At 57.4% G+C, this 21,647-nt stretch carries 20 protein-coding genes; 6 read left to right on the plus strand and 14 right to left on the minus strand.

What is annotated here, in order from left to right; all coding sequences use genetic code 11:
* Positions 1-24: 24 nt before the first annotated feature.
* A complete protein-coding gene (gene ribA, locus AB2B48_RS04145; protein ID WP_185666043.1) occupies positions 25-615 on the minus strand; it encodes a GTP cyclohydrolase II in 591 nt (196 codons plus the stop codon).
* A gap of 167 nt (positions 616-782) precedes the next feature.
* On the opposite strand from ribA, the gene pgpB reads away from it, so the two are divergent.
* The 5 genes from pgpB to yciH all read left to right on the plus strand — a co-directional run bounded on the left by pgpB (position 783) and on the right by yciH (position 4,371).
* The gene (gene pgpB / locus AB2B48_RS04150) at positions 783-1,508 is read left to right on the plus strand and encodes a phosphatidylglycerophosphatase B (protein WP_368300876.1); all 726 of its coding nucleotides are present in this window, start codon (positions 783-785) and stop codon (positions 1,506-1,508) included.
* 169 nt (positions 1,509-1,677) lie between these two features.
* Positions 1,678-1,986, plus strand: a complete 309-nt coding sequence (locus AB2B48_RS04155; protein ID WP_368300877.1) for a LapA family protein — start codon at positions 1,678-1,680, stop codon at positions 1,984-1,986.
* Between the two features lie 4 nt (positions 1,987-1,990).
* The gene (gene lapB / locus AB2B48_RS04160; RefSeq protein WP_333498386.1) at positions 1,991-3,160 is read left to right on the plus strand and encodes a lipopolysaccharide assembly protein LapB; all 1,170 of its coding nucleotides are present in this window, start codon (positions 1,991-1,993) and stop codon (positions 3,158-3,160) included.
* Between the two features lie 150 nt (positions 3,161-3,310).
* Entirely contained in the window at positions 3,311-4,045 is a 735-nt protein-coding gene (gene pyrF / locus AB2B48_RS04165; RefSeq protein ID WP_220440557.1) for an orotidine-5'-phosphate decarboxylase, read from the plus strand.
* Entirely contained in the window at positions 4,045-4,371 is a 327-nt protein-coding gene (gene yciH, locus AB2B48_RS04170; RefSeq protein WP_185666047.1) for a stress response translation initiation inhibitor YciH, read from the plus strand. Before pyrF ends, yciH begins: the two co-directional genes overlap by 1 nt.
* Before the next feature lie 225 nt (positions 4,372-4,596).
* Here yciH and osmB read toward each other — a convergent pair whose 3' ends face one another.
* From osmB to AB2B48_RS04235, 13 genes are all read right to left on the minus strand, one after another.
* A complete protein-coding gene (gene osmB / locus AB2B48_RS04175; protein ID WP_035896313.1) occupies positions 4,597-4,812 on the minus strand; it encodes an osmotically-inducible lipoprotein OsmB in 216 nt (71 codons plus the stop codon).
* 300 nt (positions 4,813-5,112) lie between these two features.
* A complete protein-coding gene (locus AB2B48_RS04180) occupies positions 5,113-5,862 on the minus strand; it encodes a DNA-binding transcriptional regulator YciT (protein WP_185666048.1) in 750 nt (249 codons plus the stop codon).
* Between the two features lie 70 nt (positions 5,863-5,932).
* Positions 5,933-6,115 (minus strand): hypothetical protein, encoded by a 183-nt coding sequence (locus tag AB2B48_RS04185; RefSeq protein WP_035896315.1) that lies wholly within the window; start codon positions 6,113-6,115, stop codon positions 5,933-5,935.
* An 81-nt stretch (positions 6,116-6,196) separates the two neighbouring features.
* Positions 6,197-8,188: a cyclic di-GMP phosphodiesterase gene (gene pdeR, locus AB2B48_RS04190; RefSeq protein WP_368300878.1), complete on the minus strand. Its 1,992-nt coding sequence runs from the start codon at positions 8,186-8,188 to the stop codon at positions 6,197-6,199.
* A gap of 162 nt (positions 8,189-8,350) precedes the next feature.
* Positions 8,351-10,285 (minus strand): exoribonuclease II, encoded by a 1,935-nt coding sequence (locus AB2B48_RS04195; RefSeq protein ID WP_368300879.1) that lies wholly within the window; start codon positions 10,283-10,285, stop codon positions 8,351-8,353.
* 81 nt (positions 10,286-10,366) lie between these two features.
* Complete coding sequence (locus tag AB2B48_RS04200; protein WP_368300880.1) at positions 10,367-11,524, minus strand: CMD domain-containing protein; 1,158 nt, start codon at positions 11,522-11,524, stop codon at positions 10,367-10,369.
* Positions 11,525-11,810: 286 nt separating this feature from the next.
* Positions 11,811-12,596: an enoyl-ACP reductase FabI gene (gene fabI / locus AB2B48_RS04205; RefSeq protein ID WP_368300881.1), complete on the minus strand. Its 786-nt coding sequence runs from the start codon at positions 12,594-12,596 to the stop codon at positions 11,811-11,813.
* A 24-nt stretch (positions 12,597-12,620) separates the two neighbouring features.
* Positions 12,621-13,427 carry a putrescine export ABC transporter ATP-binding protein SapF gene (gene sapF, locus AB2B48_RS04210; RefSeq protein ID WP_106928998.1) on the minus strand — a complete coding sequence of 269 codons (807 nt, stop codon included), beginning with the start codon at positions 13,425-13,427 and terminating at the stop codon, positions 12,621-12,623.
* Position 13,428: 1 nt separating this feature from the next.
* Positions 13,429-14,421: a putrescine export ABC transporter ATP-binding protein SapD gene (gene sapD, locus AB2B48_RS04215; protein ID WP_185666053.1), complete on the minus strand. Its 993-nt coding sequence runs from the start codon at positions 14,419-14,421 to the stop codon at positions 13,429-13,431.
* Positions 14,421-15,311 (minus strand): putrescine export ABC transporter permease SapC, encoded by an 891-nt coding sequence (gene sapC / locus AB2B48_RS04220; protein ID WP_185666054.1) that lies wholly within the window; start codon positions 15,309-15,311, stop codon positions 14,421-14,423. The genes sapD and sapC overlap by 1 nt, the downstream gene beginning before the upstream one ends.
* The gene (gene sapB, locus AB2B48_RS04225) at positions 15,298-16,263 is read right to left on the minus strand and encodes a putrescine export ABC transporter permease SapB (RefSeq protein ID WP_185666055.1); all 966 of its coding nucleotides are present in this window, start codon (positions 16,261-16,263) and stop codon (positions 15,298-15,300) included. Before sapB ends, sapC begins: the two co-directional genes overlap by 14 nt.
* A complete protein-coding gene (gene sapA / locus AB2B48_RS04230) occupies positions 16,260-17,909 on the minus strand; it encodes an ABC transporter substrate-binding protein SapA (protein ID WP_185666056.1) in 1,650 nt (549 codons plus the stop codon). The genes sapB and sapA overlap by 4 nt, the downstream gene beginning before the upstream one ends.
* Positions 17,910-17,999: 90 nt before the next feature.
* The gene (locus AB2B48_RS04235) at positions 18,000-20,297 is read right to left on the minus strand and encodes a helix-turn-helix domain-containing protein (RefSeq protein ID WP_368301910.1); all 2,298 of its coding nucleotides are present in this window, start codon (positions 20,295-20,297) and stop codon (positions 18,000-18,002) included.
* A gap of 175 nt (positions 20,298-20,472) precedes the next feature.
* Between AB2B48_RS04235 and AB2B48_RS04240 the strand changes: the two genes are divergently transcribed.
* Positions 20,473-21,645, plus strand: coding sequence for a M20 aminoacylase family protein (locus AB2B48_RS04240; RefSeq protein ID WP_368300882.1), 1,173 nt, complete (start codon positions 20,473-20,475; stop codon positions 21,643-21,645).
* The last annotated feature ends 2 nt before the right edge of the window (positions 21,646-21,647 follow it).

Consider the following 21,647-nt stretch of genomic DNA (forward strand, 5'->3'; position numbering starts at 1 on the left):
TAGTGATAAACGGCGACTACGACCTTATTTATTGAGCAAATGCCCCATCTTGGCCGCTTTGGTATCGAGATAGTGGGCGTTTTTCGGGTTACGGCCCACGATCAGCGGCACACGTTCAACGATGTTGATGCCCGCTTCAGTCAGAATCTCAACCTTTTTCGGGTTGTTGGTCAGCAGACGCACGGCGTCTACGCCCAGCAGTTTAAACATATCGGCGCACAGGGTGAAATCACGCTCGTCGGCGGCGAAACCCAGTTGGTGGTTTGCCTCAACGGTGTCATAGCCCTGATCCTGCAGCGCGTAGGCGCGGATTTTATTGAGCAGACCGATGTTACGGCCTTCCTGGCGGTGGTACAGCAGGATCCCACGGCCTTCTTCCGCAATGTGCGACAGCGCGGCTTCAAGCTGGAAACCACAATCACAGCGCAGACTGAAAAGTGCATCGCCGGTCAGACACTCAGAGTGAACCCGCGACAGCACCGGGGTCTGCCCGGTAATATCACCAAAAACCAGCGCGACGTGGTCGTGTCCGGTTGCCAGTTCTTCAAAGCCCACCATCAGGAAATCGCCCCAGGGGGTTGGCAGTTTGGCTTCTGCCACTCGTTTAAGCTGCATGTGATTCTCCAGATTATCTCAGCGCGATCAGCGCCTTCTGTTTTCCTTATTTTGCCACAACGTGCTTTACTTCACCTAATTGTGCGCGGGTGACCGCTCGTAAAGCGCACAAATTTGACACTTTATCCTTAGGTTGGACGATGACATTGATGCAAGAGGGAAGAGAAATGCGCACCATCGCGGGACGAACGACCATTGCCGCCGCTCTACTGTTATTGATGCCGCTGGCGGTGTGGCTTTCCGGCTGGCAGTGGCTGCCAGCGCCGAGCGGATGGGGGCTACACGCGCTGTATGCGATAACGGAAACCGTGACCCAACCGTGGGGCTTTATTACCCATTTGCTGCTGTGCGCGCTGGTTATCGTGATGTTGCGGCCTGGGCGGCGCAATGCGATTATCCTGGTTCTGGTACTCAGCGCGACCGTGCTGCTGGGCCAGGGGGCGAAATCGCTGGTAAAGGAGCAGGTGCAGGAACCACGGCCTTTTGTGGTCTGGCTGGAAAAAACGCAGCAAATTCCCGTCGCACAGTTCTACACTTTAAAGCGTAAAGAAAGGGCGGCGCTGGTGAAAGAACAGCTGGCGCAACAAAATGATATTCCGGGCTTTTTACGCCATCACTGGCAAAAAGAGACCGGATTCGCCTTTCCCTCCGGTCACACCATGTTTGCGGCGACCTGGGCGCTGCTGATGGTGGGGCTGCTGTGGCCGCGTCGTCAGGTGCTGACGGTGGCGCTGGCGATGGCCTGGGCGATAGGCGTGATGGGCAGTCGTCTACTGTTGGGCATGCACTGGCCGCTGGATCTGATGGTGGCGACGGTGATGTCGTGGTTGTTGGCAACGGTAGCCTGTTGGCTGGTGCGCTATTGGTGTGGGCCGCTGGAAAAAACGGCATAAACGCGGGCGCGGCGAAGAGAATTCAGGGGAAAGGGTTGATTTCCATCGTGGCTAACCACAGATCTAAGCCTCTCAGTGCGCTTTTCCATTTCGTCGTCGCGGTGAAGATGTTATTTTATAAGGCTGGGTGCGGTGTCGACACTGCCAAAGCCACATAACGGGAAGTCATGTGAAATACCTACTCATTTTCTTATTGGTGTTAGCGATTTTTGTCATTTCGGTGACGCTGGGTGCACAAAACGATCAGCTGGTAACCTTCAACTACCTGCTTGCTCAGGGCGAATTCAGAATTTCTACGCTGCTGGCGGTGCTGTTTGCCGTGGGCTTCGCGATTGGCTGGCTGGTCTGCGGCCTGTTCTGGCTGCGCGTGCGCGTCTCGCTGCTGCGTGCCGAACGTAAAATCAAAAGACTCGAACATCAAATGACGCCCGACGCGACGGCACTGGTAACCCCGGCCGTTCCGGCGGCGAAGGAATAATTACATGCTGGAGTTGTTGTTTCTGCTTTTACCCGTAGCAGCAGCCTATGGCTGGTATATGGGCCGCAGAAGTGCACAACAGTCCAAACAGGACGAAGCGAACCGCTTGTCGCGTGACTACGTGGCAGGGGTGAACTTTCTTTTAAGCAACCAGCAGGATAAAGCGGTTGACCTGTTCCTCGATATGCTCAAAGAGGATACCGGCACCGTGGAAGCGCACCTGACGCTGGGCAACCTGTTCCGCTCACGCGGCGAGGTGGACCGCGCTATCCGCATCCACCAGACGCTGATGGAAAGCGCCTCTCTGACCTATGACCAGCGCCTGCTGGCGGTGCAGCAACTGGGCCGTGACTATATGGCCGCTGGGCTGTATGACCGTGCCGAAGACATGTTTAATCAGCTGGTAGACGAAACCGACTTCCGCATCAGCGCGCTGCAGCAGCTGCTGCAAATCTACCAGGCTACCAGCGACTGGCAAAAGGCTATCGATACCGCCGAGCGCCTGGTGAAGCTGGGTAAAGATAAACATCGCGGCGACATCGCTCACTTCTGGTGCGAGCTGGCGCTGCAGCAGATGGGCAATGACGAGCTCGATAAAGCCATGTCGCTGCTCAAGCGCGGCGCGGCGGCCGACCCGTCAAGCGCGCGAGTGTCCATTATGATGGGGCGTGCGTGGATGGCGAAAGGCGACTACGCCAAAGCGATGGACAGCCTGCTGCGGGTGATTGACCAGGATAAAGAGCTGGTCAGCGAAACCCTGGAAATGCTGCAAACCTGCTATCACCAGCTCGGCAAAGACAAAGAGTGGGAGCATTTCCTCCAGCGCTGCGTGGAAGAGAACACCGGTGCCACGGCGGAGCTGATGCTGGCGCAGGTGATGGAACAGAGTAAAGGCGGAGAAGCGGCGCAAACCTATGTCACGCGCCAGCTGCAGCGTCACCCAACCATGCGCGTGTTCCACAAGCTGATGGACTACCACCTCAACGAAGCGGAAGAAGGGCGCGCCAAAGAGAGCCTGATGGTGCTGCGCGACATGGTCGGCGAACAGGTGCGCAGCAAGCCGCGCTATCGCTGCCAGAAGTGCGGCTTTACCGCCTATACGCTTTACTGGCACTGTCCATCCTGCCGCTCCTGGTCGACCATTAAGCCGATTCGCGGGCTGGACGGCCAATAACTTGTGAAAAATAGCCCACTTAGTTACAACATACTTTAATTTCCTCCTTCGTTCATGCCCTCGGCATTGTGCCTGCCCGGTCACGCAGGTAGAATGCTGCCCGTTTACCTTTTCCGCACCCCGCGTGCCCATCAATAAGAAGGTCCAGTCATGTCCGTTGCTTCATCTTCTTCTCGTGTTGTCACCACCTCTCCCGTTGTTGTTGCCCTTGACTACAATAATCGCGACAACGCGCTCGCCTTTGTTGATCGCATTGACCCGCGTGACTGCCGCTTAAAAGTGGGCAAAGAGATGTTTACGCTGTTTGGCCCGCAGTTTGTGCGTGACCTGCAGCAGCGTGGCTTTGAGATTTTCCTGGACCTGAAATTCCACGATATTCCGAACACCACCGCCCATGCGGTTGCCGCGGCGGCAGATCTGGGCGTCTGGATGGTAAACGTACACGCATCCGGCGGGGCACGAATGATGACCGCGGCGCGTGAAGCGCTGACGGCGTTTGGCGCCGATGCGCCGCTGCTGATTGCGGTTACCGTGCTGACCAGCATGGAGTCTAGCGACCTGCAAGACCTGGGCATTGCACTGTCTCCGGCGGACTACGCCTTGAAGCTGGCAACGCTGACCAAAAACTGTGGTCTGGATGGCGTGGTGTGCTCGGCACAGGAAGCCGTTCGCTTTAAGCAGGAACTGGGCCAGGCATTTAAGCTGGTGACCCCGGGCATTCGCCCAACCGGCAGCGAAGCCGGCGATCAGCGTCGTATTATGACGCCAGAGCAGGCGCTGACCGCAGGCGTAGACTATATGGTTATCGGTCGCCCGGTTACGCAATCCGCCGACCCGGCGCAAACGCTGCGCGACATTAATGCATCGCTGAATCTGGGGGCCTAATGAGCGACAACAACAGCCGTCTGGTCTACTCGACGGAAACCGGCCGTATCGATGAGCCTAAAGCCGCCGTGGTGCGTCCGAAAGGCGACGGCGTGGTGAGAATTCAGCGCCAGACCAGCGGGCGTAAAGGGAAGGGCGTTTGTCTTATCACCGGTATCGATCTCAACGACGATGAGCTGACCAAACTTGCCGCCGAGTTGAAAAAGAAATGCGGTTGCGGCGGTGCGTTGAAAGACGGCGTGATTGAAATTCAGGGCGACAAGCGCGATTTGCTCAAAACGCTGCTGGAAGCCAAAGGGATGAAGGTCAAGCTGGCTGGCGGCTGAACCAAAGACGACATAATACCGTTCCCTCGCCCCTTTGGGGAGAGGGCTAGGGTGAGGGGGAACGGCTGGATCTGAAATGAAAGGCTTTTTTTTCAAATACCGCGCAATAACCCTCACCCCAACCCTCTCCCTTAAAAAGGGAGAGGGAGTAAGATATCACCATCATTCGCGATAAAATAAAAAGGGCCCCGATTCTCATCGGAGCCCTGATATTCGAATTGCGGTTTATTTGCCGACCTGATGGCCGATAATACCACCTACCGCTGCGCCGCCCAGCGTACCCAGCGCGCTACCGTCCGTTAACACGGCACCACCGATTGCACCTGCACCGGCACCCAGCGCGGTATTACGGTCACGTTTGGACCAGTTAGAACATGCACTCAGCGACATTACCAGCGTTACCGCTAAAACAGCAGCCGTCATTTTTTTCATTGAAGTCATTTTTTTCTCCTGAATATTCTATTCACGGAAAAAGCCCTTTAACTATAGCAGTTGCCACCAGTACTCAGTGCATATTCCGTGAAGCTTGTTGCGCAGGTTGTAAATTTTGTTGCTAAAAGTCACGCAAGTGATAGTTACTTCCTGTTATATCGCTAACATTAATTTTACGAATTTGTGATGTAAGTTCCAGGGAAAAAGTCTTAATTCCGGCGTAGGAAAAGTCTCATAGCGAAACGGGGCAAATGGGGGGAGATAAAACGGGAGAAAACCCGACGCCAGAACAGGCATCGGGCGGGGTGACTAAGGGCGCTTGACGATATTCACGGTAAGCCCGGTTTGCTCCAGCTGCAGCTGTTTTTCCGTGGATAAATTGTCGTCGGTAATCAAACGATTGAAGTGGCTCATCGGCCCGAGCGGATACGGATGGGTAGCGCCAAACTTCGAGCTGTCGGTCAGAACGATGGCTTCGCTGCCTTTTTCCAGCACGGCGTTAACAATATCGGCGCGCATCATGTCGCGACCGGTAAAGCCGGTCTCCGGCTGCCACCCGTCAATACCGATAAACGCTTTGCTGAAATGCACCTGCTGAATGTACTGACGCGTCAGCGGGCCAACCATGCTCTCGCTCTTCTTCTGGTAGATCCCGCCGAGCAGGATAACTTCACCCGGGGTCTCTTTCAGCAGGTGCGCGATATAGCTGCTGACGGTGATGATGGTAATATCCGGCTGCTTTGCCAGTTCGCGCGCCAGCAGCGCATTGCTGCTACCGTTCTCAATAAACACCGTTTCGCCCGGACGCACCAGCGAGGCCGCAAAGGCCGCCAGTTCACGCTTGAGCGCAAAGTTGTTCATCATGCGTGTTTCCACGTCTTCGCTGTCCAGAGGAACGGCGAAACCGTGCGTACGTCTCAGATAGCTCTGCTTTTCCAGCAGATTCAGATCCTGACGAATAGTGACTTCGGAAACGCCGGTCATTTTCGCCAAATCGGCGACGCTCATTCGGCCTTTATCAATCACCAGTTGTAATATGGTTTGCTGTCGGGAATTCATAATCAATGCATCAATGTTTAGGGCGAGGGCGGAAATTGCGATTAGGCCGCCGCTCGCAGGGCGAATGGTGTCAGATTTCCCACGGGGATTTTGGCTGACCTGTGCGGCTGTCGCGTTCGTCTGCCGCGTAGGCCAGTAATTCCGCTTTGAGTATTTCAAGATTATTGATTGCGGAATGGGTGTCGCCGCCAACCAGAATATCAAGTACGGTATCAATACGTTGGGCTACCTGACGCGCATCGAGCTCGGACATAATGGGATCCTGTTGATAAATTCGATTGAAATCAATGATGCAAAATTTACCGACAAAAGAGAAGTGAAAAAATGGCTTACCTTATAACCCCGAATGCTCACTCAGCCAGCGTTCCAGCTCGGCGACGGGCATCGGGCGCGCAAAAAGGTAGCCCTGTCGTTCATCTACGCCGTGCAGCTTCAAAAACGCATCGTCAGCCGCGTCCTCGACGCCTTCCGCAATAATGCGCAAATTCAATGCTCGGGCCACGGCAATAATCGCCACTACCAGCGATTGGGAGACCGAATGGTCATGCACGCTCTGCACAAAAATATGGTCGAGCTTAATGGTATCGATAGGGAAGCGGGCCAGCTGCGACAGCGACGAATAGCCGGTGCCGAAATCATCTAAATGGATTTGCGCTCCCAATGCGCGAAACTGTTCCATCACCGCCAGCGCCTGTTCGGCGTTATCAATAAGGCAGCTTTCGGTCAGCTCAATATCAATCGGGCACGTTTCGAATCCCTGAGCGGCCATCGCCTGTTTCAGATCGCTGAAGATGGCGTGATCGACCAGTTGCCTTGCCGAGACGTTAACCGCCACGCGCAGGTGAATACCACGGTCGCGCCACTGCGCCACCTGACGAATCGCGTCCAGCATCACCCAGCGCCCCAGCGGAACAATCAGCCCCGACTCCTCGGCGTAAGAGATAAAATCCATCGGCGGAATAAGCCCACGTTCGGGCGAGTTCCAGCGCACCAGTGCTTCGAGGCTATGTACTTCGCCGTTTAAGTCCACCTTAGGCTGATAATAGATAACCAACTGGTCGCACTGCAGGGCTTTGCGCAGGTTGGTATCTAGCCACAAATACTCGAAAACCCGGAGGTTCATCTCCGGTTTAAAAACGCTAAAACGCCCGCGTCCGTTCTCTTTGGCGGTGTACATCGCCGTGTCGGCGTTGCGAATCAGGCTCTCTCGATCTTCGCCATGCTGCGGGGCGATAGAGATGCCCAGTGAACAGCCGCTATAGACCTCAATCAGGCCGATGCGGAAAGGATCGCGCAGGCGGGTCAGCACCCTGGATGCCATCGCTTCCAGTTCGCTCTGTGAGGTGTGGGTGGCAAGGACGATAAACTCATCGCCGCCCAGACGTGCGAGGGTCTGGTTCTCTTCCAGGCAGCTTAAAATTGACAGCGCCACCGACTGTAACAGCTGATCGCCAAAGACGTGCCCGTAGGCGTCGTTCACCTTCTTGAAGTTATCGAGATCGAAATAGACCAGACCAACTTGTTCGTCAGGCTGACGGCTTTCGATGGCACTGCCGATCAGCTCATTGATGGCATGACGGTTGGGCAAGCCGGTGATAGTGTCGGTGTTCGCCAGCACCCGCAGCCGTTCTTGCGCTTTGCGCTCCTCGGTAATATCGGTGCCGGAACAGATAAGGTAGATCTCGTTCTTACCGCTACCGCTGTGGACGAAGCGGTTGCGAAACAGAAAAAGGCGTGGCCCTTTGCGGGTTTTGATCCAGCGTTCCACTTCATAGGGCCCGCCGTTGCTAAAAAAACGGCTCACGTTCTCCCGCGCGGCGGCGGCTTCCGGCGCAGACATAAAAAGCTCAAACGCGGTTTTGCCGATCACGTCCTGCTCTTTTACCCCGGTGTACTCTTCGCATAGCCGGTTGAAGCGCTGAATTTTGCCTTCCCGGTCGAGAATAACAATCACTGAGTTCGCTTCAGACACCACCTGTTCGGCAAACAGCAGCCCTTGCAACAGGTCGCGGGCGACGGAGGAAGTATCAAACCACGAGGATGCCGTACCGGCCCATTCCGTACAGCTAACCTTGCGGCCAATAAGATGAATGGGCACATCATGGCCGTTGACCTGAATATTGACCGCCAGGCTTGAGGTGGTGACGCTCATGGTATGAATGCGCTGGGCATTTTCTTCGCTGAGGGGGATGGCGAGGTCGGAGCCAGCGCCGGAATCGGGGTCTATGCTCAGGTAAAGAGTGGGTTCGGCACGCGACAAGCGCAAGTAGAGACTGGTTTCACTGGGGGTTGGGTCGAGCAGATTTTGTGCCAGAGACTTCACCATGCGTGCTCCTCGTACACCTGCATTCGAATGCGTCCGGATCCAATACCATGGTATTCAGTGTGAACGTTTTTTGAAATTTCGCGTAGAAAAAAGAGGGTAGAGGTATAGGGGCGGGCAAAAAAAACGGCCCCCGAAGGAGCCGCTTTAGACAGCAGAGAACGCTTACGCCGCAGGGCGAGCAATCACGCTGCGAGTCTCCATGCGCACTTCCGCAATGGTGACATCAATGACGTCAGTGACCTTATAAACCACTTCACCTTTGATCTGCACGGTACCGCTCTCCTGGCTGCAAACCATCTCATCACGCACGGCGTGCAGGAATGGCGCAGGGATAAAGGCAACCGCGCCGTTATCCACCAGACGTACGCGCATGCCGCCGCGGCTAACGTCGATGATCTCCGCTGCGAAGCGGGTATCTTTACCCGCCTGCGGATTCAGATAACGGGCGTACAGCCAGTCAGCCACATCGCGTTCCGCCATGCGGTTCAGGCGACGACGCTCGGCCATCTGCACGGTGACATCTTCTTTCGGACGGGCAGGGTTTTCGCCTTTGATGATCGCTTTCAGCAGACGATGGTTCACCATATCGCCGTACTTACGAATTGGTGAAGTCCAGGTCGCGTACGCTTCGAGGCCTAAACCAAAGTGCGGGCCCGGCTCGATGCTGATTTCCGCAAATGACTGGAAGCGGCGAATGCGGCTGTCGAGGAAGCCGGAAGGCTGAGCGTCAAGCTCGCGGCGCAGCTTGCAGAAACCGTCCAGGGTCAGCACTTCAACCGGGTCGACGTGAACGTCGTGGGTTTTCAGCAGCGCAGCCAGCGCTTCGGTGTTGTCTGGCGCAAAGCCGGTGTGGACGTTGTAGATACCAAAGCCCAGCTTGTCGCGCAGCACGCGAGCCGCGCAGATGTTGGCCGCAATCATCGACTCTTCAACGATGCGGTTAGCAATGCGGCGTGGTTCAGCGACGATATCCAGCACTTCGCCTTTCTCACCCAGCACGAAGCGGTAGTCAGGGCGGTCTTTGAAGACCAGCGCATGGGTTTTACGCCATTCGCTACGAATCTGGCAAACGCGCTGTAGCAGGGTGATCTGACGCGCGATGGCGTCGGTCTGTGGCTTCCAGTCGCCGGTGTTTTCCAGCCAGTTGGAGACGTCGTCATACACCAGTTTGGCTTTTGATTCGATGTTAGCAGCGAAGAACTCAATGTTGTCTTCGATGGTGCCGTCGGCGGCCAGCGTCATGCGGCAGGCCAGGACTGGGCGAACCACTTCCGCGCGCAGCGAACAGAGGTCGTCGGACAGCTCACGCGGCAGCATCGGGATGTTGAAGCCCGGCAGGTAGTTGGTGAAGGCGCGAATTTTCGCGGCGTCGTCCAGCTTGCTGCCTTCTACAATCCAGGCGGTCGGGTCGGCGATAGCCACGGTCAGCAGCAGCTTGCCGTCGGCAGCTTCTTCCACAAACAGCGCATCGTCCATATCTTCGGTGCTGGCGCTGTCGATGGTGACGAAGTCGAGGGCGGTCAGATCGCGACGCTCCAGACCTTCATCCTGCATCTCAGTCGCCACGCCGTTTGGCGCTTCTTTTTCCAGGTTATGACGGGCGAGGGTCACCCACCACGGCACAAAGTGGTCGTCACCAAAGGTGATGAATTTGGTCAGCTCAGCGTAGAAGCTACGATCGCCTTTTAGTGGATGACGGCGCATTTCAGCAACGGCCCAGTCACCCTCTTTGAAATCATGAGTCACACCGCGTTCAGCGCGGCAGGGAATGGCATCTTTTAACAGCGGATGGTCAGGAACGATAGACAGTCTGTCATCCTTGCGGTGAATCTTTCCGACAAAACGGGTCAGGAAAGGCTCAACCAATTCTTCCGGCTCGGCGCTCTCTTTCTCTTTTTCAGAGTGGATGACGGCGATAATACGGTCGCCGTGCATCACTTTTTTCATCTGCGGCGGCGGAATAAAATAGCTTTTCTGCGCGTCGACTTCGAGGAAACCGAAGCCTTTTTCCGTGGCTTTTACGACCCCTTCAGCACGTGGCGTCTGGGAGTGAAGTTGCTGTTTTAGCTGCGCGAGCAGCGGGTTGTCCTGAAGCATATTGATCTATTTTCGTGGCCAAAAGAGCGGCTGACATTGTTACGCGAATCTATAGGTTGCAGCAAGCGCTCTTTCACCCTTTTACGTAACTTGTTGCGCGTTGCCAAGGGCGATGCGCAGGCGGTTTAGCCAGCCGCTCAATGCGCTCCAGGCAAGCAGCGTGATGGCATCCGGTACCGAAAGACCTTGCTCGATGACTGGTGTTAGCTGAGCGGCGCTAAACCGGTCCGGCGCACGGGTTAAAAGCTGCGTTGCCTGCGCCATTGCCCGCTCACGCGGATAGTGGTGGCTCCAGGCCTGGATAGCGCGCTCGCCGTTGCGTACCGCCTCCGGCAGGCCGCTGGCGCCTTGCCACTGACCGCTGTAGTAATGAAAACAGCTCGTGCTGCCGTTGATGCGGGCCGGGATCAGCGAGGCCAGCGGCTGAAGGGGATGGGCGAAGGCGAGGGCATCGATAAGCTCACCCAGTCCCTCCAGCAGCGTCTCCTCGGCGACCAGTGCGTTTGCCAGATCCGTAAGTTCGGGTAGCTGCTGCCAGCGTGCCAGCGCGTCACTCTGCGGCGTATTGGCCTGGTGCGGTGCGGTACTGACAAAGTCGGTATGCCACGGCGCGCTTTCACTCTGGAAGCGTTCTGCGTCAGCATCCTCCTGCACCGGCATACCGGGTATCCAGCGCACCGGGAAACCGAGATGCGCCTGGAAAATGGCGATAACGCGCGCCTGAAAGCCGACGAAGCCGACCACCTGGTTAATCAGAATAATATCGTGTGCGGTAAGCCCTACGCCGTCCAGCTGTTGACGTTCGCGCGGTGTGATCACCGACGGTGAGCTGGCAAGCTGGCGGGCATACTGGGTGATTTGCGCCAGCCGATGGTTGCTTTCGCGCGATGAATCCGGCCCCGGCAGCGGCGCCAGACGCGCGGCGTAGTGGTTACATAGGCGCTGAACCCCGGAAACCTGCGCGACGGTGAGTGCAGTACTCAAACGGTCGTAAGCGCTGAAGGTGCGCAGGCGGTTGACGGTGACCACATCCGGGAACAGCGTTTGGGCAAATGTACGGGCAACGCGCAGCCAGCGCTGATTGGCGCTGTAAAGGGCATCAGGTAACGTGAGGTCCAGTAAAAAACGGTCGTCAACGTGTGCGGCTTCGGGAACCAGCGGCATCACGTCGCTGTGTTGGGCTCTCGACTGGGTTTCGTGATACCAGTGGCTTTTGCCGTAAACGCGGCGTGGCTCCATGGGTATTCCTTGATCTATAGGTGGCGAGCCGGCGGGTATTGAGAGGGGTTGCCGGATCGTTATAGGTAAATATCCTGGCGCATGCGTGACGAGGGAGAAAATATTGTTCGGCGATAATTAATAACTGACTGGAATAACAGAAGGGTAAGAAGCGGTGAATCGTAGTCCGGCCGAACGCAGTGACGCCGGGGAAAATCTCGGAGTCGGCGTTAACGCCGACTCCGGGCTACCGAGTGAGGTGGGTTGTAGCCCGGCCGAACGTAGTGACGCCGGGAAATTCCAAGGCCTACAGTTCGAGTTCGTTCATCGCAGCAATGTTGAAACCGCCGTCGACGTGCACCACTTCCCCGGTGATCCCGGCGGAAAGATTAGAGCACAGGAACGCCGCTGAATTGCCAACATCTTCAATGGTGACGGTGCGGCGAATCGGGGTTACCGCTTCGCAGTGTGCCAGCATTTTTCGGAAATCCTTGATGCCGGAGGCGGCCAGAGTTCGAATCGGACCGGCTGAAATTGCGTTTACTCGCACTCCCTCTGGTCCCATAGCGTTCGCCATATAACGCACGTTGGCTTCCAGAGATGCTTTTGCCAGCCCCATCACGTTGTAGTTCGGAATCGCACGCTCGGCACCCAAATAGGAGAGGGTTAGCAGAGCAGAGCCTGGGTTCAGCATGCTGCGGCAGGCTTTCGCCATCGCCACAAAGCTGTAGGCGCTGATGTCATGGGCGATTTTGAAGCCTTCGCGGGTTACCGCGTTGACGTAGTCACCGTCCAGCTGATCCGCCGGCGCAAAGCCGATGGAGTGGACGAAGCCGTCAAACGTCGGCCAGACCTTAGCCAGCTCGGTGAACAGGGAATCGATGCTTGCATCTTCTGCCACGTCGCACGGCAGGACGATGCTAGAGTTCAGAGAAGCGGCGAACTCTTCTACGCGGCCTTTCAGCTTGTCGTTCTGGTAGGTAAACGCCAGCTCGGCTCCTTCGCGCTGCATCGCCTGGGCGATACCGTAGGCGATGGAGAGCTTGCTGGCGACGCCCGTAATCAGAATACGTTTACCGGAAAGAAAACCCATGGTGTTTGATCCTTCTCTTCAGTGTTAGCGGTCTTTACGCCAGGCGTCGGCGGTCAGCGCCTCGCCAAAGTGGCCCGCAATCAGGCGCTTGGTTAAATCGTGCAGCGGGGAGGCCAGCACGTCGGCGGTGCTGCCGCGTTCTACCACTTCCCCCTGGTGCATCACCAGCACCTGATCGCTAATGTGCTTCATCATGCCTAAATGCTGGGTCACGTAGATATAGGAGATACCCTGTTTTTCCTGCAGCTCCAGCATCAGGTTCACCAGCTGCGAGCGCATCGACATATCCAGCGAAGCCAGCGCTTCGTCGCAGATGATTACCTTCGGGCGCAAGATCAACGCACGGGCCAGGCCCAGACGCTGTTTCTGCCCTGGCGCCAGCATATGCGGGTAGTAGCTGACGTGGTCCGGCAGCAGGCCGACCAGGCGCAGAGTATCGATAATCTGCTTCTGGCGCGCTTCCGGTTCGAGATCGGTGTTGAGACGCAGCGGGAAATCGAGGATCTGGGAAATACGCTGACGCGGGTTCAGCGAGGTGCTCGGATCCTGGAAGATCATGCGGATACGCTGGCTGCGGAACGAGTAGTCGCCGAACTCCAGCGGATGGTCGTCAATCAGCAGCTCGCCGGTGGTCGGTTCCACCATCCCCGCCAGCATTTTTGCCAGCGTTGATTTGCCCGAGCCGTTCTCACCGATAATCGCCAGCGTCTGCTTTTCACGCAGGGTAAAGCTCAGCGGTTTGACCGCCTGCAGCGTCTGACGGTGGAACCATCCGGTGCGGTAGCGAAAGGTCTTACTCAGATTACGCACTTCAAGCAAGGTTTCGACCATTTCACTCTTTCTCCATGTTCAGCGGGAAATGACAGGCGAACAGGTGGTTCTTCGCACCCGTCAGGCGCGGGGTTTCAATACATTTGCGCTGGGCGTAAGGGCAGCGCGGCCCCAGACGGCAGCCCATCGGCAGCTGCTCCAGCAGCGGGATCGCGCCGGATAGCGTGTTCAGGCGGCTTTTATGCGGCATGGAACGGCCAAAGTCAGGAATCGCGCGGATCAGCGCCTGGGTATACGGGTGATGCGGAATGGTCACCAGCTCTTCGCTTGGCGCACTCTCCACCGTCTGCCCGCAGTACATGACGTTAATTTTATCCGCCCAATGGGTCAGCATCTGCAAATCGTGGGAGATCAGCAAAATGGTGGTGTTGTTGTTCTGGTTAAGACCGGTGAGCAGGCGGAAGATCTGCGCCTGAGTGGTCGGCTCCATGGCGTTGGTCGGTTCATCGGCAATCAGCAAACGCGGCTGATTGGCCAGCGCGATAGCGATCATCACCTTCTGACACTCCCCTTCGGTCAGCTCGTAGGGGAAGCTGCGCATCGCATCTTTGTGGTCTTTAATCCCCACGCGGTGCAGCAGTTCGATAGCGCGGCGTTTACGCCAGCCCAGGCGCTGCCACCAGTGGCCTTTAAAGGTCCAGCCTGGAATGTTCTGCATCAGCTGTTCGCCGATACGTTCAGATGGATCCAGACAGGACTGCGGCTCCTGGAAAATCATCGACACGTTGTGGCCGACCAGCTTGCGGCGTTCACGGTTGGACAGGCGCAGCAGGTCGATATCATCAAAACGCATACGGTCAGCCGTCACGCGCCAGTTGTCTTTAGTGACGCCGCAAATCGCTTTGGCGATCAGGCTTTTGCCCGAACCGGATTCACCGACCAGGCCACGAATTTCACCTTCGGCCAGCGTCATGCTGACGCGGTCCACGGCCTTCACCCAGCCTTCGTTGGTCTTAAATTCGATGGTCAGGTTGCGAATATCAAGTAACGGCATTATTCCACCCCCGCGTTGATGGCGCGGCGAATACCATCGCCCAGCAGGTTAACCAGCAGGACGCTGACCATAATGGCCGCACCCGGCAGCATCACCGTCCACGGTGCAACGTAGATAAGCTCCAGCGCATCGCCCAGCATCGCGCCCCATTCCGGGGAGGGAAGCTGCGCGCCCAGATCAAGGAAGCCCAGTGCGGCGATATCCAGAATCGCCATCGACAGCGCGCGGGTGATTTCGGTCACGAGCCCTGCGGCAATGTTCGGTAAAATCGCAAACCACAGAATGTTCAGCGTTGAAGCGCCGTCGAGGCGGGCGGCGATAACGTAGTCACGCTCCAGCTCGTCGTGCACCATGCTGTAAATCGAGCGCACCATGCGCGGCAGCAGCGCCAGCCAGACGGCGAACATGGCATGCGACAGGTGCGGGCCAGCAAAGGCGACCACGATAATCGCCAGCAGCAGCGAAGGGATGGAGAGCAGGGTGTCGAGAATATGGTTCAGCACCGCCGAGCGCAGGCCACGGGTCGAGCCAGCAAAAGCGCCGAGCCCCAGGCCGAAGACGGTTGCCCCCAGCGTAACCACAAACGCACCACCAACGGTGGGCGCCGCGCCGCTCAGCAGACGGCTTAACACATCGCGGCCCAGGTCATCGGTGCCAAGGAAGAACGACACCTCACCGTAGCGCGACCATGACGGCGGCAGCAGTTGATAACCGAGGAACTGCTGGTCGATGCCGTACGGGGCAAACCAGCCGCCGAATACGCACACCAGCACCAGCCCGATGCAGCCGTAAAAACCAATCATCGCAGTGGTATCGCCGTAGAACTTACGCCACACGGTGCGCAGGGCACCCGGCGTACGCTTCTCGAGATAGACGCTATCGTAAGGCATACCATTCCTTATGTTTCAGTGGGTTAGCCATGGCACCCAAAATATCGGAGATCACGTTAACGATGATCACCAGCGCGCCAATCACCATCACACCGGCGGAGATCGCCGCATAGTCCTGCTGGCGAATGGCGTTAATCAGCCAGCGCCCCAGGCCCGGCCAGCTAAAGACCATTTCGGTGATCATCGCCAGCGTCAGCATGGTAGAAAACTGCAGCCCCAGACGCGGGATCACCGGCGGCAGGGCGTTATGCAGCACGTGGCGGCGCAGAATGGTCAGGCGAGAGACCCCGCGCGTCGCGGCGGCTTTCACGTAGTTGGTGTCATACACCGCGATGGTGCTGATACGCATCAGGCGCACTACCTCAGTGGTTGGTGCAACCGCCAGCGTCAGCACCGGCAGCACCATATGGCGCAGGGCGCTGATGATCATTTCATGTCGCCACGGCGAATCGGAAAGCCAGGCGTCAATCAGCGCGAAGCCGGTGACGTTTTTCACTTCATACAGCAGGTCAAAGCGCCCGGAAACCGGCAGCCAGCCCAGCGTCAGCGAGAAGAACAGAGTAAGCAGCAGCGCCAGCCAAAACACCGGAATAGAAAAGCCGAGCAGCGCGAAGAAGCTGATGACCTTATCCTGCCACTTGTTGCGGGTGATACCGGCCAGCATGCCGACGGGAATGCCGACCAGCAGGGCGAAGCCAAACGCCAGGATGCAAAGCTCCATGGTGGCCGGGAATACTTCCCGCAGCTGTTCGGATATCGGCTGGCCGTTGATGCTGGAGACGCCGAAGTCCCAGTGCATCACGCTTTCAAACCAGAACACCCACGCGTTCCAGAGTGACGCGCCCTGTAGCGGCGCATGGGGCGTGAAATAGCTCAGGCTGAAGCCGACGAAGGTCAGGAAAAAGAGCGTAACCAGCAGCAGCAACAGACGACGAAGGGTGAAAATAATCATGGTTTCTGCACCTTCTCTTCTTTTTCCCGCGACACGCCCGCAAACGAGGCGTTACCAAACGGACTCAGCACCAGCCCTTTCATATCGTAGCGATAGGCCTGCAGACGCAGCGACGAAGCCAGCGGCAGCACCGGCAGTTCGCGAGCGAGGATCTGCTGGGCCTCATCGTAGGCATCAATGCGCGACGCCAGCTGCTGGGAGTCCAGCGCTTTGCGCAGCACGCTGTCGAATTCGCGGTTACACCAGTGCGTCAGGTTGGTCTGCGAGGTGATGGCCGCACAGCTCAGCAGCGGACGGAAGAAGCTGTCCGGGTCGTTACTGTCGGTCGCCCAGCCGGAGAGCGTCAGGTCATGGTTCATGTCCATCAACCGAGCTTCCTGGAAACGGCCCTCCACCGGCACGATCACCACTTTCACGCCAATCTGCGCCATATCGGCCTGAATCAGCTCGGCGGTTTTAAGCGGGCTAGGGTTCCAGGCCTGCGAACTGGTCGGCACCCACAGGTGCAGCGTCAGTTTCTGCAAACCTAACGCTTCAAGACGACGACGCGCTTCCTTCGGGTTGTATTCGGTAATTTTAGCTTCGTTATCGTAAGCCCAGGAGGCGCGCGGCAAAATTGAAGCCGCGGTTTCCGCCGTACCGTAGTAGATCGACTGCATCAGGCGCTGGTTGTTGATAGCCAGCGACAGGGCGTGCCGCACTTCAGGGTTATTCAGCGGTGGCTTGTCGGTGTTAAACGCCAGATAGGCGATGTTCATCCCCGGACGCAGCGTCAGGCGCAGACGCGGGTCGTCGCGCAGAATGGTCAACTGGCTGGCAGCAGGCCAGGCCAGCACGTCGCATTCGCCGGTCAGCAATTTGGACAATCGCCCGGTACCGCCGGAGCCTAAATCGACCACCACCTGCGGCATCAGCGGGGTGCCACGCCAGAATGTCGGGTGGCGCTGTAAACGGATGTACTGTCCAGCCCGATACTCATCAAGCTGGAACGGCCCGGTGCCGACCGGTTGGCGGTCGAGCAGCTCCTGGTGATCCTGTTTGGTCAGCTTGTCGGCGTACTCGGCGGACATCACCGAGGCGTAGTGGGTGGCCAGATGCCAGAGGAACGAGGCGTCCGGGCGGGTCAGACGAAACTCCACGGTGTGGTTATCCAGCTTGCGCACGCTCTGCACGCTATCGGCAAACTGCAGGCTGTCGAAGTAAGGGAAAGCACCGCCGTTGACGTTATGCCAGGGATGATTGCGATCGAAAATACGTTCAAAGGTAAAGACCACATCGTCGGCGTTCAGCGCGCGCGTTGGCGTAAACCAGCGGGTGGTCTGGAACTGCACGTTGTTGCGCAGGTGGAAGCGGTAGGTTGCGCCGTTATCCAGCACTTCCCAGCTTTCGGCAAGTTCCGGCACCAGACGATAGGTGTAAGGGTCAACGTCCAGTAGACGGTCGTACAGCTGAGCCGCCAGCGTGTCGACAATTAGCCCGCTGCCCGCCTTTTGCGGGTTGAAGGTGTTGACCTGCCCGCTGACGCAGTAGACAAATCCGCTGTCGCGAATATCGCCGCGAGGGGGGGCTAGCGGTTGCGGTGCGGCAATCGCCTGGCCGCAAAAGAGCCCCAATGCGGCGAGGAAGGATGGCAAATTCAGGCGCATAGTTTCGTTATATTTTCGATTGATCTGCAAAGTGTATCGCACTTACGGCTACCAGGTACAAATCTCTACGTGCAACTGCTTTAAAAGTCATCAAATCAGTGGGGTTAACTCATATAACACCAGCGCATTGCTCTCCAGCGCGTCAACCACCTGCCAATTTTCCACTACGTCTTCTTCACGCACGCTAAGCGCCGGTCGGGTTTTGTGCGCAAGCCAGGTCCAGGTCTCCTCATCCGGGCCGCTGCTGCTGTCGATGGCTTCCAGGTGAGGGAACAGCGCCCCGTTGAGCTGGTCGAACAGATGCCGCTTGATCTTCCAGCGGCCATTCAGCCCTTGAAGCGCGACCGGATACTGCTGGCGAAAGCGCTGAATAAACGCCTCTTCGCTGGAGAGCCACGGGTTAAAGACCACCGGATTACGCAGCAAAAGCTGATAGCGCCCGCGATGATGCAGCAGCAGGATATTTTTATCGTTGACCAGCACATCACCCTGCAGACGCCGCCAGAGCCAGAGCACCCAGAAAATAGGCCGCGTCAGCCCATGATGGTAGTACAACGCCAGGCTTGAGGTATCAAAGGTGCCGTTGCTTCGCGCTTCACCCTGCTGGCTGGAGTTAAGCCAGAAGCCGGTAAGCTGCACCTGTTCAGCGAGGCCCAACAGGTTATTCATCAGCAGTGCGCCGCGGAAAAATTCGCCGTTGGTGCGCCGGGTTGAGCCGGTCAGGGTGCTCCACGACAGCAGCCACAGCGGTAGCGCAAGGTGGTGCTGCCGCAGCGCGCGCTGGATTTGGCGCACTTTGTCGACCGGGTAGCTCTCGGCGGCGGCCAGCCGGGCACCGTCAAAAGACTGTTGCTGAAAACGCTCGTTGGCATTTGCCGAACAGGCAAGAAAATCGGCCTCTTTTAACAGCGGCGAGCTGAGGATGACATCGTCAACGATGCCGTCTTCGGTCGGCGTAAAACGGTGCCAGACCCCGAGTAACGAATCTGGAGACAAGCTTCTGATGATGGCTTTCTGCTGCGCCCAGATTTCTGCGCTGGCCTGCGGCGACCAGTGCCAGACGAACTGCCAACTGGCAAGCGTAGACGGCGGAAAATGCTGGGCGGCGAGGGCGAGAAACTGGCGGAGCAGGTCCGGGCGTGTCGTCAGGCTGGTATGCAGTAACACGCGCCAGCCCATGCGCGCCAGAAACGTGAACACCTGCTGTAGGTTGTACCAGCAAGCGTAACCGACCATCTGCGGGTCGTCCCAGCCTTCGCTGAACAGACGGCTACTGAGAAACGGTTCATGAATATCAATCCCGACAATCGGGATCTGCGCATGCAGCGCCAGCAGAGACTGACGCACGTCATCGCGCAGCAGGTCGTCGAGTTCGCGCAGGGTAATGATGACCGGGCTATGGCGCAGCGGCACGCGGCGCAGGGGCAGCGTATTTAACGCTATCTGTCGTGACTGCGGATGATGCTGGAGCGGCGGCGGGTTATCCCATGCCTGGATACCCGTGTGGTTCAGCAGCGCGTACAGCGTTTCAGCGGCCACCGGCAGCGCCTGGTCAGGCACGTTTTCCCGCGCGCGCTGGCGGCTGTTCACCGTTGGCTGCTGGCGATACTGACGGGGCGTCATGCCGTGGCGGCGCTTAAACAGGTCACTCATCACCCGCGCACTGGCAAAACCCTGCTGCTGGGCAATCCGCTGCACCGGTAGGGCGGTGGTCAGCAACTGCTCGGCGGCTTTCTCCAGGCGTAATGCGGTGATGAACTGCATGAAACTGACGCCCACCTCTTTATGAAACAGGCGGGAGAGCCAGGCCTCGGACACCCGCTCGGCGCGGGCAATTTCGGCGAGTGAAAGCCGCTGGGTGTACTGCGACTCAATCCGGGCGACCACCTGACGTATGCGATGGCTCCATGTTGCTGCACCCTGAGGGGTGACGGATTGGCGTGGTTGCTGAAAATGGGTAGCCAGCAGCAGAGCAATTTCACTCATCCAGCGGTTGGCTTCTAGCCGTGCGTGCGTTTGGTGATTGATGAGATGGGTTATCAGCAGCTGGCGCATCAGCGAGCGCAGCCGGGCTTCATGTTCCAGCGTTGCATGGGGCTGAGCGGCTATCTGGTAGTCAAAACCGAAAAAATGAGCATCCAGCCGGGTGAGCCAACTGCTGGCGATAGTTAGCGTCATCAGCGCATTGGGCCGTTCGCTACCAAGCTGCCAGCGCTGGTCAGGATTGATGAGCGCGAGTGCACCATCCTGCAACCTGCGCACACCGGCGGCGGTCTCCAGCGTCACCTCGCCCTGAAGGATCCACAGCAGCGTCAGCGCGGACTGCTCCTCATGAGCCTGATGGCGGACATCCTGCACGGCGACGGAAAAGTCACTGATTTGCTGCATTGGCATCTCGTTCTCCTGAGACAAAAAACAGCTGTATATTTTTTGTCATAACCAAATCGTATGAAAAATAGTCATATCATTTTCCGTCAATATAAAACAAAAACCTGCACTTTAAAGCCCTGGCGGCGGCATAAACTCGACGTTATCACCGTGGAGCCATAAAGGGATAACAAAAATGACACATCCTATTGTTGAAGCATTGCAGAGCCGTGAGGCGGAATTTATTGCGCTACGCCGTCGCTTCCACCAACAGCCAGAGATCGGTTTTCAGGAGCATAAAACCAGCGCTGAGGTGGCGAAACTATTGGCCAGTTGGGGTTATGAAGTGGACTACGGTCTGGGCGGTACCGGCGTGGTGGGAACGTTAAAAGTGGGCAGCGGCAGTAAAACGTTGGGTTTGCGCGCGGACATGGACGCGCTACCGATGCAGGAGCGCAGCGGTAAGCCGTGGGCCAGTGAAACCGACGGTAGCTTCCACGGCTGTGGTCACGATGGTCACACCACCATGCTGCTTTACGCGGCGGAATATCTGGCGCGCACCCGTGCGTTCAACGGCACGCTGCATCTGATTTTCCAGCCCGCGGAAGAGTTGCTGTACGGCGGTCGCGTGATGCTGGAAGACGGCCTTTTTGCCAAATTTCCCTGCGACCGTATTTTTGGTTTGCACAATATGCCGGGGCAGAAGCTCGGCAAAATTGGCCTGCGCGATGGTGCCATGATGGCATCGTCCGATACGCTGCATATCGATGTTCAGGGCGTCGGTGGGCACGGCGCGGTGCCTGAACATACCGTCGATGCCACCGTCGTGGCTTGCCATATTACTTTGGCACTGCAGACGATAGTGTCGCGAAATATCAGCCCGTTCGATCCGGTGGTGGTGACCGTAGGCAGCATTCAGGCGGGGCAGGCTCCGAACATCATTAACGATAAAGTACAGATGAAGCTAACGGTGCGCACCTTGAGTGAGTCGGTGCGTAAAACCGTGCTGCAACGCATTCACGATATCGCGGTATCCCAGGCAGAGAGCTTCAACGCTACCGCCTCACTTACGCACGTTAATGGCAGCCCGGTGTTACGTAACGACCCGCAGGCGAACCAGATGGTGCGTGAGGTGGCTACCTCGCTGTTTGGTGAACAATCTATCGCCACGGTTAACCCGTTTATGGGCAGTGAAGATTTCGCCTTTATGCTCGAACAGAACCCTAACGGTGCCTATTTCACTATCGGGGCAGGCGACGAACCGGATCGCTGCATGGTCCACAACCCGGGCTATGACTTTAACGACGATATCCTGCTGACGGGGGCGGCGCTGTGGTGCGGCCTGACGGAAGACTATCTGCGGGCCTAAGT

The organism is Kluyvera sichuanensis, assembly GCF_040930405.1.
Taxonomy (GTDB): Bacteria; Pseudomonadota; Gammaproteobacteria; order Enterobacterales; family Enterobacteriaceae; genus Kluyvera; species Kluyvera sichuanensis.